The following is a 12682-nucleotide window of genomic DNA, read 5'->3' on the forward strand; positions in this document are numbered from 1 at the left end:
GGGGTGGGGGATCGATATCCCGCTGGCCGGGAGGAGCGGGGTAGTGGAAGAGAAGGCACAGGTCGGACCGGAGATCTTCGAACCGGCTCAGGTCGTGGTCGGCATGACGCGCGGGCCCGGGCACGAGCTCGTGTACGTCAATGCCGCCTATCGCCGGGTCTTCGGCGACCGCACGCTCCGGGTGCCGCTGCGCGACTCCTTCCCCGAACTCGTCGGCACCGGCTTCATCGCGCTGATGGACCGGGTGTACGCCGCGAAGCAGGCCGAACAGGTCGCCGGGGTGCGGGCCCCGGCGTGGGCGGAGGGCGGCCCGCGGGACCGCTTCTTCACCTACAACTGCTCGCCGACGGTGCTGCCCGACGGCACCGACGGGGTGCTGATCGTGGCGATGGACGTCACCCAGTCCGTCCTCGAGACCCAGCAGGTCCGGGCGCACTCCGAGGAGCAGCAGCGGGAGCTCAACCGCTACCAGGCCCTGCTGGAGACCGTGAGCGAGGGGATCTGGCTCGCCAACGCGGACGGCACCCGGTGGTGGTCCGCCATGGACCCGGAGCTGGAGAACCGCGACCCGCTGGAGTGGCTGGCGGAGACCGTCCACCCCGACGACCAGGAATCGCTGCGGCGGGCCTGGGTGTCGGCGATGCGGAGCACACCCGCCGTCTTCGAGCACGGCTTCCGGCAGCGGTCGCACGCGGGGGAGTACCGGCACGCCGTGGCCCGCGCGGTGCCCATCCTCGACCAGGGCGAACTGGTCGAGTGGGTGGGCACGACCACCGATGTGGAGGAGGAGTGGCGCGCCACCCGGCGGGAGCGGCTGCTGGCCGCGGCGGCGGCGTCCACCGAGGCGGCCTCGCTCGAGGCGGCGCTGACCGCCCTGGCCAGGACCATCGTCCCCGAGCTCGCCGACGAGTGCGGCATCTACATCGTCTCCGAGCTCGGCGGACACGGGCGCGGGCCGACGGTGGCCTCGCGGATCGTCGGCATCGCGCGGGCGGGGCTGCCCTCCCTGCCGGTGCCGCGGCGCACCGAGCACCCGATCGGCGAGCTGACGGCGCAGACCCTTGCCGAGGGGCGGCCGCGGCTGCTGACCTTCCCGCCGGGGCTGCCGCCCCACCATGTCGTCCCCGAGGAGATAGAGACCTGGCTTGCGGAGGTCCAGGCGACCAGCCTCGTCCTGCTGCCGATCGACGTCGGCGGTTCGGTCACGGCTCTGGCCACCCTCTTCACCTGCGCCCCGACGGCCTCCCTGGGGCCCGAGACCATCAACCTGCTGCGCGAGATCCTGGACCACGCCCACGCACCGCTCCACCGGGCCCACCGGTTCCAGCGCGCCCAGCGGGTGGCGCTCACCCTGCAGCGGGCGATGCTCACCGACCCGCCCGAGATCCCCGGCGCCGAGCTCGCCGTGCACTACCAGCCCAGCGCCCTCGCCGCCGAGGTCGGCGGCGACTGGTACGACGCGTTTCCGCTCCCCGACCACTCCTACGCCCTGACCATCGGCGACGTGGTCGGGCACGACCTGGCGGCGGCCTCCGCGATGGGGCAGCTGCGCAGCATGCTGCGCACCCTCGCCTGCCACTACCCCGCCGACCCCGCCCGCGCGCTGGCCCACCTCGACGTCACCATCAACGGTCTCTCCGTCACCGAGCTCGCCAGTGCCATCCAGGCACGTCTCACCCCCGGCCCGGGCGGCTGGCAGGTGCTCTGGTCGAACGCCGGTCATCCGCCGCCGCTGCTCATCCACGGGGACGGTACGTACGACGTGCTCGGCGAGGCACGGCACGGAGCCGACCCGCCGCTGGGCGTCGACCCCTCCGTACCCCGGCGGAACCAGCGCACCACGCTGCACCCGGAGGACACCCTGCTGCTGTACACCGACGGCCTGGTGGAGACCCCGGGAGAGGACCTCGAGGACGCCATCGGCAAGCTCGCCGGGATCGCCACGGAGGGCCGGCACCTCTCCGCCGCCGCGCTCTGCGGCCATCTGATCAGCCACGCTCCGCCCACCGGGGACGACATCGCGCTGCTCGCCCTGCGCCCGGCCCTGCACTGAGAGGTCCAGCCCGGACCGTCCGCCGGCCTCGGCCTTCTGTACCCTCGGTCCACCGCCCGGGACCGGCCTTCCGGGGGACGTGCGCGAGAAGCGAGGGGGAGCCCGTGGAGACGGCCCGGGTGCCGCGGATCGAACGGTACGAGCAGGCCGCCGTGCCACCGGAACTCCGCGACCGGATCAGGGATCTGGAGGAGCAGGCGTGGCCGTCCGCGGACGGCGGCGCCGCCGAGGGACCCGCCCACGATCCCGCGCTGCGCCCGCTGGTGCTGGTGCTCGTGGACCGGGGCACCGTGGTGGCGTCGCTGTCCGTCCTGACCAAGGAGCTCACGCACCGGGGACGGAGCTTCGTCGCCAGTGGGCTGAGCGCCGTCGTCACCGACCGGGCCGAGCGGGGCCGGGGACACGGCCACCGTCTGGTGACCGCGGCCCGCGAGGCCATCCGGAACAGCGGAGCGGACCTGGGGCTCTTCACCTGTGACCCCCCGCTCCGGGGGTTCTACGAGAAGGCCGGCTGGCGGGTGCTGCCCGGTACCACGCTGGTCGGCGGCACCCCCGAGGCACCGTTCCCCAGCGACCGGTTCGACAAGGTGACCCTGGCGGACTTCTTCACGCCGCGGTCCGTCCGGTACGCGGAAACGTTCGAGCAGGCCCGTATCGAGCTCTACCCCGGGGAGATCGACAAGCTCTGGTAGCGCCCGGCGGGCGCGGGGCCGGTGCCTGCCCCGGTGCCGCCCGCCCCGATGCCCCCGCCGGTTGCCCCCGCCCGATGCCGCTGTGCCGGCGCCGGGCCCGGAAGGTGCACGGCCCGGAGCGGAGTCCGGTGCCCCGGGCGGCGGCGTCGGTCAGTCCGTCCGCCACTGACCGCAGCCCAGGCTGATCAGCCGCAACTGCCTGCGGGCGGTACACGCGATGCGTTCCTCGGCCTCGGGGCTGTCGGGCGGCGCCTCCAGGAACGCGGCGGCCGTGGTCACCATGTGGTCGACGTAGAGCTGCGCCAGCATGGCCATGTCGTCCGGGCTCCAGTCCGCGTACCCCGGGCGGGCGGCGAGGGCGGCGGCGACCTCGTCGGCGAACCGGTCCAACTCCGCCGCGATCGCGGCACGCACGGCGCGGACGCCGCCGTGGCGCTCCCGGGCGATGAACCGGATGTGGGCGTGGTGCTCCCGCACATGGGTGGCGATGGCCTCGACGACGAGGGCGATCCGGCCGTCGGCCCGCTCCTGCTCCGCGAGGATCGCCCGGATCATCGCGTGCAGGCTGCCGAGCGACTCCTCGACCAGGGCGACGCCGAGATCGCCGATGTCCCGGAAGTGCCGGTAGAAGGCGGCCGGAGCGACGCCCACCGCGCGGGTCACCTCGCGCAGCCCCAGGCTGCTCAGGCTCTGCTCCTCCAGGAGCAGCAGCCCTGCGTCCAGCAGGGCCTGACGGGTCTTCTGTTTCTGGGCCCGGCGGACCCCGACGGTGTGGCTCATGTCATTCAGTAAACAACCGTTCTCCGATGAGGGCTACTGTACTCTGGAGTCAGTGAACAACTGTTGTTCCAGTTGTTCACTGAACACTCCGTTCGAGGTCCACAGAAAGGCCGGACATGCTCTTCATCGTCGCCGCCCTCCTTCTGCTCGGGATCCTCCTCGGCGCGGTGGCTCACCTTCCGCTCCCGGTCACCCTGATCGCCTCCGCCGTCATCTGCGGCTGGTTGCTCGTCTTCGGCGTCCGCGAGCGCATCGCGCACAGGAACCGCTGACCGGCGCGTCGCCGCATCCGGCGCATCACATCAAGGGAGCTGAATCATGGATCTGTCGGTACCGACCCGCACCCGCCCGGCCGTGCCGGGCCGGGACGCCGACGGCATGGCCGTCGCCTCGTTCGTGCTGGGGCTGCTCGGTCTGCTGGTCTTCAATCTGCTGCTCGGCCCGTGCGCGCTCCTGCTGGGCGGCATCGCCCTGGCCCGCGGCACCGGCCGGCGCACCCGGGCCCTGCTCGGGCTGGCCCTGGGCGTCGTCGACCTGGCCGTACTCGCGGTACTGGCCACCGCCGACGGCACCGTCAGCTGGCAGCTGATCGGCTGACGCCCGGTCATCGGGGCCGGGCCCCCGGAGCGAACGGGCCGCGGCACGGCGGGAAGCCGTGCCGCGGCCCGTTTCATTCCGGCCGTTCCGAGGCTCAGCCCCTGGCGGACGGGTGCCCGCTGTTGTTGTAGCTTCCGCGCTGGACGTCCTTGCAGTACTTCACGAATCCCGTGTTGTCGACGTACTTGGCGGACACCCAGGTCTGCCGGTCGCGCAGCAGGTACCAGATGTCGTTCCCGTCGATGTTCTGCGCGCGGACCTTGCACTTCAGGCCGACCTGGGCCCGGTACCGCAGGAAGCCGGCCATCGAGGAGTCCGTGCTGGGGTACTGCCGCTCGTTCACGCCGGACTGTGCGATCACGGTGCCGTACGGCTGGGCGGGAGCCGCCTGGGCGGGCCCGGCCGCGAGCAGCGTCCCGCCGAGGGTGATCGCCGCCGCGGTGGCGCCCGTCCCCAGGGCCAGTCGTCTGGTGTGCATCTTCAGGGTCTTGCTCATGGTCTTCTCCTACTCCTCGCGCCTTGTGGCGCAGGATCACATTCCATACTCAAAGGGGGCATAAACCGCTCATCAGTTTTCAGCACTCCTGCGGCGCCAAGTGGCGCGTTCTTCCGTGTGGTCCGGAGCGCCGAACGGCCCGCGGAGGGCCGGTGGTCCGACGGGTGTCCTCGGGTGCCGTACCGGCCCTGGGGTGCTGCCGCTCTGAGGGAGGGTCACGGGTGCGCCCGGGGCCGGCGCGGTGGCGGCGGTCGGCGGGGACGGCCCGGGTCATGGCCGGTAGACCGTCAGTTGGTCCACCGCGAAGGACAGGGACGACACGGAGCGGTCCGGTGCCGGATGGCGCACCCCGTCACAGACCGACAGGTTCACGATCAGGTGGGCCGACCAGTTGCTGCCCACGCCGCTCCGGTCCGCGTGCGCCCGTACCCCGTTGACCCACCAGGTCAGCGACGACGCGCCGAAGTGGACCGTCAGATGCACCCGTCCGCCGGGTCTGATCGACCGGTGCAGGTAGGACATGTAGGAACGCCCCGGGCTCTTCGCGTGATTGGACAGCTCCAGCAGGTGCGGGTTGTCCGGGTGGTACTCGAAGACGTCGACCTCGTTGCCGCCGTCCCGCCAGGTCCAGATCGCGGGCCACGCGCCGTGGTGCACGGGGAGGCGGACCTGGGTCACCAGGACGTCCCCGGTGCGCACCCGGAAGTCCCGGGAGCTGCCCTCGGTGGTGAGCAGTCCCGTGTTCCAGAGGCCGTCACCGCGCCGCGTCGCCAGGAACCGCCCGGTGCGGGAGTGGGAGGCGTCGGAGACCAGATGGTCGAGCTTGTGGTCCGGCCGGTTGGTGGGCCCTCCGTTCGGGTAGGCCCAGGTCCTGCCCGCGACCCACTGGCTGCGGGAGGTGAAGTTGGCGATGAACACCGGGGCCATGCCGGGCAGTCTGCGGTCCGTGGACGCCGCTGACCTGGTACCGGTTGCGATGCTGCGCCAGAGCCGTCCGATCAGGGCGGATGAGAATTCGGTCATGGTGCCCATTCGTCGCCGTATTGCCGATGGAGCGAGAATGCCGGATGAATGCGGACAAATAAACGCACCGCGCCGCATCTCAGGTGTGAAGTCCCGGCGCGTGCAGGCCACTTGGGCAACCGTTCCGGGAACGTACTCTCGAACCGCGGGACGCCCGGGAGGGCGGCGTGCGGGCGGCATCGAGCGGCGCGCCGGTCCGCTCGCCCGCCGGGGGCGGTGCGGTCTCGGGTCGGGGCGAGGCCGCCGGGGAGGTGGGGCCGCTCCCGGCGGCCGTCGGCACCGGGGCGGCGGCGCGTACGGATCAGGAGCGGGGGAGCAGGGTGCCCAGCGGGCCCAGATCCAGGTTGAGGTCCTCGGGCCGCAGCCCGTACTGATCCCGCAGCTCGGACATGCGTTCGTCCAGCAGCATCAGGGTCGTCCCGACGCGCTCCACCTGGTCATCGGTGAGGCGGCCCTCGTCGACCTGCCGCAGCGCCTGGCGTTCCATCAACTGCCGCAGGAGTTCGATCACGGTGAGCACCAGCGCCACCAGGTCGCGGGCGACGGTGTCACCGTCCACGTCGAGCCGGTTCGCGGGCACGGAGGGCCGGTCCCCGGGTACGGAGGGCCGGTCCCCGCGTGCGGATTGCTGATCCCCGGCGTCGGAGGTTCGGATTCCGGGTGTCGCGGGGCGGTGGCCGGGTGCCGCGGGGCGGCTCCCGGAGCGGGCGGGCCGGCGGCCGGTCGCTTCCGGCCGATTCCCGGTCACAGGGGGCCCGCATCCGGCCAGGGGGCGGGCACCCGCTCGTTCACCGAGGACAGCAGGGCGCGCAGGGACAGCCGGACCAGCGGCACCTCCGCGATCGCGATCACCACGTCCCCGCTGATGACCACACCGGTGGCGAGCAGCCGGTCCAGCAGATCCACCAGGGGCACGCCGAGGGGCCCCAGCGCCTCCGCCGGGGCCGTGCCCCACTCCGCTCCGGCCGCCGTCACCCGTCGCCACCCTCATGGGTGAACGAGTAGGGCACCCAGGGGCCGGTGACCTCGATCCGGATGCCGGGGTCACGGCGGAACGGTTCGATGGCGGCGGCCAGTTCGCGGTCCGCACCCCGCTCGGCGAGGTAGGCGGAGTTCAGCACCTGGGTGCGGCGTTCGCCGTCCGTCTCCGGCCCGTGCAGGCGCAGCCGCCGGCCGGCCACCACATGCCGGCGCAGCGCGGCGTCCACCTCCTCGGCGGTGCGCAGTGCCGTGTCGTACCGCACCTGGCGGGCCTGCTGCCGGCCGCGGATCCGGTCCAGATAGGCGCGGCCCGCGCCCGGCGACGGTGACGCGGGCCCGGCGGCGGTCACCGCCACGGGGGCGGACCGCTCCGGGGCCGTGCCCGGCCCGGCGGCGGCCGGTTCCGGCAGCGCGTACACCTTGACGCCCCATTCGACGCGGCCGGTGATGCGGTCCAGCGCCGCACGGAACCGCGGTTCGCGGTCACCGAGCGCCGTCCGGGCCCGCTCCTCCCCGAGGTAGAGCGTGGCCAGGGGGAGCGGCACGGTCGGTACGGCGGCGGCGAGCGCGGTGACCACGCCGTGGTGGGCGCGGACGCAGCGTTCGAGCTCCTCCCGGTCCGAGAGCCGTTGCTGCAGGACGCTCTCGGAGAACCCCGCCGCGGGGACGTCCTGGACGACGGCGGTCAGGGAGCCGGCGAGCAGGCAGCGGACCGGTCCGCCCTCGCCGTGCCCGGCCAGTCCCTCCAGCACCGCGGGATCGCACTCCCGGGACACCGCGAACACATAGACCGCGGTGTCGTCGCCGCCGCGGGTGGTGACGGCCGTCATGCTTCCAGCCTCTCCTTCTCGCTGCCCTGGTCCGGCTGGTCCGGGCGGCTCTCCAGAGCCTTGATCCGGGCCCGCAGCTCGTCGTTCTCCGCGGTCAGGGCGGAGCGGGCGGCGCGGGAGGAGAGTGCGGGGTCGGTCTCCCACCAGTCGATGCCCGCCTTCTTCGCGGTGTCGACCGAGGAGACGTACAGGCGCAGCCGGATGGTCAGCAGCTCGATGTCGAGCAGGTCGATCTTGATGTCACCCGCGATGACGATGCCCTTGTCGAGAACCCGTTCCAGGATGTCGGCGAGGTTGGTGGTGGAGGGGCCGTACGTGGCGGGCAGGCTCGGCTGCGTCTCGTAGTGCGTCATGGCGCCTCCTCACTCCTCTTCCTCGTCTTCTTCTTCCTCGTCGTAGGCGTCCTCGGGCTCTTCCTCGTCCTCCTCGTACTCCTCTTCGTCCTCGGGCTCCTCCTCGTACTCCTCTTCGTCCTCCGCTTCCGCTCCGGGCTCCTCGTCCTCGCGCTCCTCGTCCTCCATCGCCTCCTCGTGGCTGCGGACGACCTCGCCGTCGCGGATCTCGCCGCGCCAGCCCTCGACCTCCTCGTCGGCCGCGAGCGTGACGTACCGCTGGAAGAGCTTGAGGTCCAGGCGCAGCCGGCGCCCCTGGGCCCGCCACAGGTTGCCGGTCTTCTCGAAGAAGCCCGACGGGTAGTACTCGACGACCACGACGATGCGGGTCAGCCGCGGTGCCAGTTCGTGGAAGCTGACATCACCGCGGGTCGAGGCCTTGGCGCCCTCCGACGTCCACAGGATGCGCTCGTCGGGCACCTGCTCCAGCACCGTGGCGTGCCAGCTGCGGTTGGAGGGGCCGACCTTGAGTTTCCAGTCCGATTCCAGCTCGTCGGACTGCGACACACTGGTCACGCCCTTCATGAAACTGCTGAATTCCTCGTACTGCGTCCAGTGGTCGTAGACCATCCGCAGTGGCTGCCCGATGTCGAGGACTTCGACGATATTGGTGACCTTGACGTCGGACGGCTTCCGGCCGCCGCCACCGCCACTGCCACCGCCGTCGTCACTGCCCCCGCCCCCGCCCCCGAGCTTGTCCTTGATCTTGCCGAAGGCGTCCTTCGCCTTCTGCCCGGTCCCACCCTTTCCCGGTGACTCCGCGCTCATGATGAGCTGACCCAGCGCCAGAAGTCCCCCGGCGCCACCGAGGTCACCAAGACGGCCGGTGAGGTCCGTCAGCCTTGCGCCGGCCGCCTCCACCATCCGCTGTGCCCGGGCCTCCAGATAGTCGTTGACTTCCGCACGCAGCCGGTCCATTCCGGATCCGTTCTCCGCCGGGGTGTCCTTCTCGCTCGTGGGCATCGCGGGTCACCTCCGGCGACTGGGGCGGGCGGACGACTTCTTGGCCGCTTCCTTCTTGGACGAAGCGGTCTTCTTGGAAGCCGCCTTCTTCGCCGGGGCGCCCTGCTTCTCGGCGGCCTTCTTCGGGGGCGTTTTTTTCGCGGCCTTCTTTCCCGCGGTCTTCTGCGCGGCTCCGGCCTTCCCGGTACCACGTCCGGAGGGGGCCTTCGCCCGGGCCGGCCGGCGCCCCGGGGGCTCCTCCTCTTCCTCCTCTTCCTCCTCTTCCTCCTCCTCCGGTTCCTCTTCCGCTTCCTCTTCTTCTTCCTCCGGTTCCTCTTCCGCTTCGCCTTCCTTCAGAAGGCGGGTGCGCTCATGGAGGGTGTCGGACAAGGAGTCGATGCTGCGCCCGGCCGCCGAGGCGAGGGCGGAGCGTCCGGTTTCCAGGAGTTCCCCTCGCACCTGCTCGCTCAGCCGCTCGAACTGCGGGGTGTCCGCGAGCTTGCGCAGACCCTGGGTGAGCAGCTCCTGAGGGTTGAGCGGCAGTTTGCGGCCCGCCACGATGGAGATGACGGCGAAGGCGAGCTTGGCCTTCTTGGTCCGGCCGAGGACGTAGCCGCCCACGACCGCGACCGCCACGGCGGCCTTTGTGCTGTCGTTCATCAGGAGTGCTCCCCGGTCAGTTGACGTAGGCACGTGGTGCGGCCTGTCGCTGCTCCAGCAGGTCGAGCAGCTTCTCTTCCTCGCGTTCGAACTCCTCGACGCCGATCTCTCCGGCTTCCAGCGCCTCGTTCAGGGCCACCAGCCGGGCCCGGACGACCCCGGGATCCCGCAGTTCCTGGTCCGCGGCCTCGGCCATCTGCTCCGTCACCCACAGCACCCCTCGCACGGGGGCCAGCGGCAGCAGGAGCAGTTCGGTGAACAGACCCATGTCAGGCTCCGGCCGGTACGGGACGGGGCTGTGGACGGGGGTCGCAGTCGACGAAGCTGTAGCAGGGCAGCGGCCCGGTGACGCGGAGCTCGACGCGGTCCCGCAGCGCGGCCGTGCCGCGGTGCACCACGTCGTGGAACCGGCCGGTCTCCGACCGGGGGACCAGGAACGAGGCGTTGAGCACACACCCGGTGACCTCGGGCCCGCGGGTCCAGGTGCCGGCGACCGCCCGCAGCTCGTCCAGGATCCGCGCCGCGGCCTCGGCCGCCCGGCGGGTCAGCCCGGCCGCCACGGCCTCGCCCAGCCGGAGGTCGGCCTCGTAGCCCGGCTGCCGCCGGGCCTGCTCGCGCAGCCGCCGGATCTGCGGGTCCTCGCGGATCAGCGCGGCCAGGGAGTGATCCACCGGAAACGCCTTGAGGTTCATTTCCAGCTGCCCGTCGAGGAGTTCCAGCGCCGCCAGATGGGTCCGCTCCTCCGCGGCCAGTTGCCGGAGCACCGACGCTTCGTCCGGCGCGACCATGCCGAAGCGCATCGGCAGGACGGGCCCCGCCTTCGCCAGCGCCAGCAGCAGATCCTGGTGCGCGGTCAGATCGCGCCGCCGGGCCCGCAGCCCCGCAGGGGCGTCACTGACGACAGCGGTCAGCCGGCCCGTGGGGAGCAGCCGCACCGGAGCGCCGGGTCCGCCCACGCCGGGCTGCCGTCCGGGCAGCGGGTGGCCGGACCGGGTGATGCCGTAGACGTACAGGCCGTGTGCGGCCATGGGTCACTACTCCTCCTCGGAGCGGCGCCGGGTGCGGGTCGCCGTGCTGCTGCGGCGCCGTGGCCGGGCTTCCCTCTCCTCGCCGTTGCCGTCCTCGTCCTCGCCGGAGCCGACGGCTTTCCGGACCTTCTCTCCGACGGATTTCGCGGCCTTCTTGGCGGTCTTCTTGCCGATGCCGGCTGCCATGCCGCCACCACCGCCGACGCCGAACAGCTCGGGGACGGTCCTGCTGCCGGAGTCGTGCTCCAGATCGAGGCGGTTGCAGGCCTCGGCGAACCGCAGATAGGTGTCGACACTGGCGACGACGATGCGGACGTCGACCTTGAGGATCTCGATGCCCACCAGGGAGACCCGGAGGAAGACGTCGATCACCATGCCGCGGTCGAGTATGAGTTCCAGGACGTCGTAGAGGTTGCCTGCGCGGGGAACGCAGACCACCTCATCGGTGTAGGTGGTGGTCGTCTGCATGGCGGGGGAGTCCTCTCACGGGCGGAGCACGTGGGTTCAGTCGTCGGATGCGCCGCGTCGGTAGCGCCGGACCCTGCGGTACTGGAGCATTTCGCCGTCCCGGTCGAGCTCGACCTCGTAGGTGGCGAGCAGACTGGTGGTGTCGGGGATGCGGGGCACTTCCAGGACGTCCACGCTGACGAGCCAGCCCTCATCGGTCCGGCGCACCGCGGAGACACCCTCCGTCGGATGGCAGATCAGACCGGCGAGCCGTTGGCCGGCCCGGGTGGCCGCGTCCTCCGGTCCGCCCACTCCTCGCTTCCGCGCAGCGACCGTCGCGGCTCGCGTACGTTTCTCTCGCTCTGCCATGCACAGCAGTCTTGTCGAGGGGACGGCCCGGCGCGCGCTGTGCTGGGCCGATGGAGGGGCCGGCCCGCGGCCCGCGTTGCCGGGAGACCGGGGGAGGCACTCGCCCGCCCCCGGCGGCCGTCACTCCGATGGCCCGCCCGGCATGCCGGGCGGAAGGGGCGACTCTACGTTCGCTCCCGGGGCCTCGGACCGGAGCATGGGGAGCCGACGTGACGATACGGACAGCCGGACTGCTCGCGCTCGCGCTGGCACTGGGCCAGATCACGGCCACCACGGCAGCCGCCGCACCGATCTTGCGGACCGCTGCCGCGCCGTCGCCACCGGAACGCGCCGCGCCGTCATCGGTGCGCGCCGCGAGGCCTGCCACGGCAGGCGCCACGCCCGCCGGCTACGACATCACACGCTGCGGGAACACTTCCGGCCGGGTTCTGCTGACCCTCGACGACTGGTCCTACAGCGACCCCTACCGGGCCACCCGCGTCGGCACCTACCTGCGCGACCGCGGTGTGCGGGCGGCGTTCTTCCTGGTCAACGAATTCGCCCGGGACCACCCCGACATCGTCACCACCCTGCGGGAGCAGGGGCACTGGGTGGCCAACCACTCCTACGCGCACCGGCAGCTGACCGGCCTCTCGGACGACGAGGTGGCCTACGAGATCGAGAACGGGCTGCGGAGCAACGTGCTGCGGCCCCCGTACGGGGACTTCGGGGCGCGGGAGGAGTCGATCGCCGAGACCCTCGGGTACCGGATGTGCACCTGGACGATCGACACCCTCGACTGGGAGCGGACCGGCGAGGACTACCGGAGCGCGACCGGCATCCGCTCGTTGGTGCGGGACGCGTCCCCGGCGGACAAGTACGGCGGGGTCGTCCTCGGGCACCTCGACTACCACTTCCCGGACGCCCTGCCCGGCATCATCGACGACCTGACGGAGGAGGGCTACGGCCTCTGCCGCAACGACGGGGCCGTGGGCGCGTCGATGCCGCTCCCGCTCGACTGCGACTGATACCGGCCGCCGGAGCCACCGCATCTCGGGCGCCGGCGGGCGGTGCGGCGGAAGCCCGAGCAGCACACGGACGCCCGACCGCGCCCGGACCTCCGGCCCGGGACAGTTCAGTGTTAAACTAGTGATGGCTGTCGTGGGTGCGGCCGCGTGTGCGGCGTACCCCTCCTCGTAGGTGCATCCGGTGACGCCCCGAGCGGTGCCGGATTCCGGGGAGGCGAGGTCCCCTCGGCATCCCATACGGCCCCGGCCAGGTCCCCCCGTCCCGGCCGGGGCCCTTCTGCGTTGCGTGCCGTGGGCGGTCCGCCCGATGCCGACTGCCGCGTCGAAGCCCCTGGCCGGGCCGGTGTCACGCCGTTTCCCGGTGTCCGCGTCATGGGTGCGGGAT

At 72.1% G+C, this 12682-nt stretch carries 18 protein-coding genes; 5 read left to right on the plus strand and 13 right to left on the minus strand.

Translation table 11 applies throughout. The features are described 5' to 3' along the window. The first annotated feature begins 43 nt into the window (after positions 1-43). Complete coding sequence (locus tag ABT112_RS00895) at positions 44-2053, plus strand: SpoIIE family protein phosphatase (RefSeq protein WP_351504043.1); 2010 nt, start codon at positions 44-46, stop codon at positions 2051-2053. Positions 2054-2157: 104 nt separating this feature from the next. Then, entirely contained in the window at positions 2158-2745 is a 588-nt protein-coding gene (locus ABT112_RS00900; RefSeq protein ID WP_351504045.1) for a GNAT family N-acetyltransferase, read from the plus strand. Positions 2746-2895: 150 nt separating this feature from the next. Here ABT112_RS00900 and ABT112_RS00905 read toward each other — a convergent pair whose 3' ends face one another. Then, the gene (locus ABT112_RS00905) at positions 2896-3525 is read right to left on the minus strand and encodes a TetR family transcriptional regulator (RefSeq protein ID WP_351504047.1); all 630 of its coding nucleotides are present in this window, start codon (positions 3523-3525) and stop codon (positions 2896-2898) included. Positions 3526-3641: 116 nt separating this feature from the next. On the opposite strand from ABT112_RS00905, the gene ABT112_RS00910 reads away from it, so the two are divergent. Both ABT112_RS00910 and ABT112_RS00915 read left to right on the plus strand, forming a co-directional pair. After that, a complete protein-coding gene (locus ABT112_RS00910; RefSeq protein ID WP_351504049.1) occupies positions 3642-3797 on the plus strand; it encodes a hypothetical protein in 156 nt (51 codons plus the stop codon). Positions 3798-3843: 46 nt separating this feature from the next. Continuing rightward, entirely contained in the window at positions 3844-4122 is a 279-nt protein-coding gene (locus ABT112_RS00915; RefSeq protein WP_351504050.1) for a DUF4190 domain-containing protein, read from the plus strand. A gap of 94 nt (positions 4123-4216) precedes the next feature. Here the strand turns inward: ABT112_RS00915 and ABT112_RS00920 are convergent, their stop codons facing one another. The 12 genes from ABT112_RS00920 to gvpO all read right to left on the minus strand — a co-directional run bounded on the left by ABT112_RS00920 (position 4217) and on the right by gvpO (position 11290). Further along, positions 4217-4618, minus strand: a complete 402-nt coding sequence (locus ABT112_RS00920; protein WP_351504052.1) for an SH3 domain-containing protein — start codon at positions 4616-4618, stop codon at positions 4217-4219. A 270-nt stretch (positions 4619-4888) separates the two neighbouring features. Beyond that, positions 4889-5641, minus strand: coding sequence for a LamG domain-containing protein (locus tag ABT112_RS00925; protein ID WP_502975206.1), 753 nt, complete (start codon positions 5639-5641; stop codon positions 4889-4891). 301 nt (positions 5642-5942) lie between these two features. Continuing rightward, positions 5943-6221 (minus strand): gas vesicle protein K, encoded by a 279-nt coding sequence (locus tag ABT112_RS00930; protein WP_351504054.1) that lies wholly within the window; start codon positions 6219-6221, stop codon positions 5943-5945. Between the two features lie 164 nt (positions 6222-6385). Beyond that, complete coding sequence (locus ABT112_RS00935; protein WP_351504056.1) at positions 6386-6616, minus strand: gas vesicle protein; 231 nt, start codon at positions 6614-6616, stop codon at positions 6386-6388. Further along, a complete protein-coding gene (locus tag ABT112_RS00940) occupies positions 6613-7452 on the minus strand; it encodes a GvpL/GvpF family gas vesicle protein (protein ID WP_351504058.1) in 840 nt (279 codons plus the stop codon). Before ABT112_RS00940 ends, ABT112_RS00935 begins: the two co-directional genes overlap by 4 nt. Beyond that, complete coding sequence (locus ABT112_RS00945) at positions 7449-7805, minus strand: gas vesicle protein (protein ID WP_351504060.1); 357 nt, start codon at positions 7803-7805, stop codon at positions 7449-7451. Before ABT112_RS00945 ends, ABT112_RS00940 begins: the two co-directional genes overlap by 4 nt. A 9-nt stretch (positions 7806-7814) precedes the next feature. Further along, positions 7815-8807, minus strand: coding sequence for an SRPBCC family protein (locus ABT112_RS00950; RefSeq protein ID WP_351504062.1), 993 nt, complete (start codon positions 8805-8807; stop codon positions 7815-7817). A 6-nt stretch (positions 8808-8813) separates the two neighbouring features. After that, positions 8814-9446 (minus strand): hypothetical protein, encoded by a 633-nt coding sequence (locus ABT112_RS00955; RefSeq protein ID WP_351504064.1) that lies wholly within the window; start codon positions 9444-9446, stop codon positions 8814-8816. A 16-nt stretch (positions 9447-9462) separates the two neighbouring features. Next, positions 9463-9714: a gas vesicle protein GvpG gene (locus ABT112_RS00960; protein ID WP_351504066.1), complete on the minus strand. Its 252-nt coding sequence runs from the start codon at positions 9712-9714 to the stop codon at positions 9463-9465. Position 9715: 1 nt separating this feature from the next. Further along, positions 9716-10474 (minus strand): GvpL/GvpF family gas vesicle protein, encoded by a 759-nt coding sequence (locus tag ABT112_RS00965; RefSeq protein ID WP_351504067.1) that lies wholly within the window; start codon positions 10472-10474, stop codon positions 9716-9718. Positions 10475-10480: 6 nt separating this feature from the next. Continuing rightward, entirely contained in the window at positions 10481-10942 is a 462-nt protein-coding gene (gene gvpJ / locus ABT112_RS00970) for a gas vesicle protein GvpJ (RefSeq protein ID WP_351504069.1), read from the minus strand. Positions 10943-10978: 36 nt separating this feature from the next. After that, positions 10979-11290 (minus strand): gas vesicle protein GvpO, encoded by a 312-nt coding sequence (gvpO, locus tag ABT112_RS00975; protein WP_351504071.1) that lies wholly within the window; start codon positions 11288-11290, stop codon positions 10979-10981. Positions 11291-11499: 209 nt separating this feature from the next. On the opposite strand from gvpO, the gene ABT112_RS00980 reads away from it, so the two are divergent. Next, entirely contained in the window at positions 11500-12297 is a 798-nt protein-coding gene (locus ABT112_RS00980; protein WP_351504073.1) for a polysaccharide deacetylase family protein, read from the plus strand. Positions 12298-12682: the final 385 nt, after the last annotated feature.

Origin of the sequence: Streptomyces sp. NPDC002055 (genome assembly GCF_040296705.1) — a bacterium.
Lineage (GTDB): Bacteria > Actinomycetota > Actinomycetes > Streptomycetales > Streptomycetaceae > Streptomyces.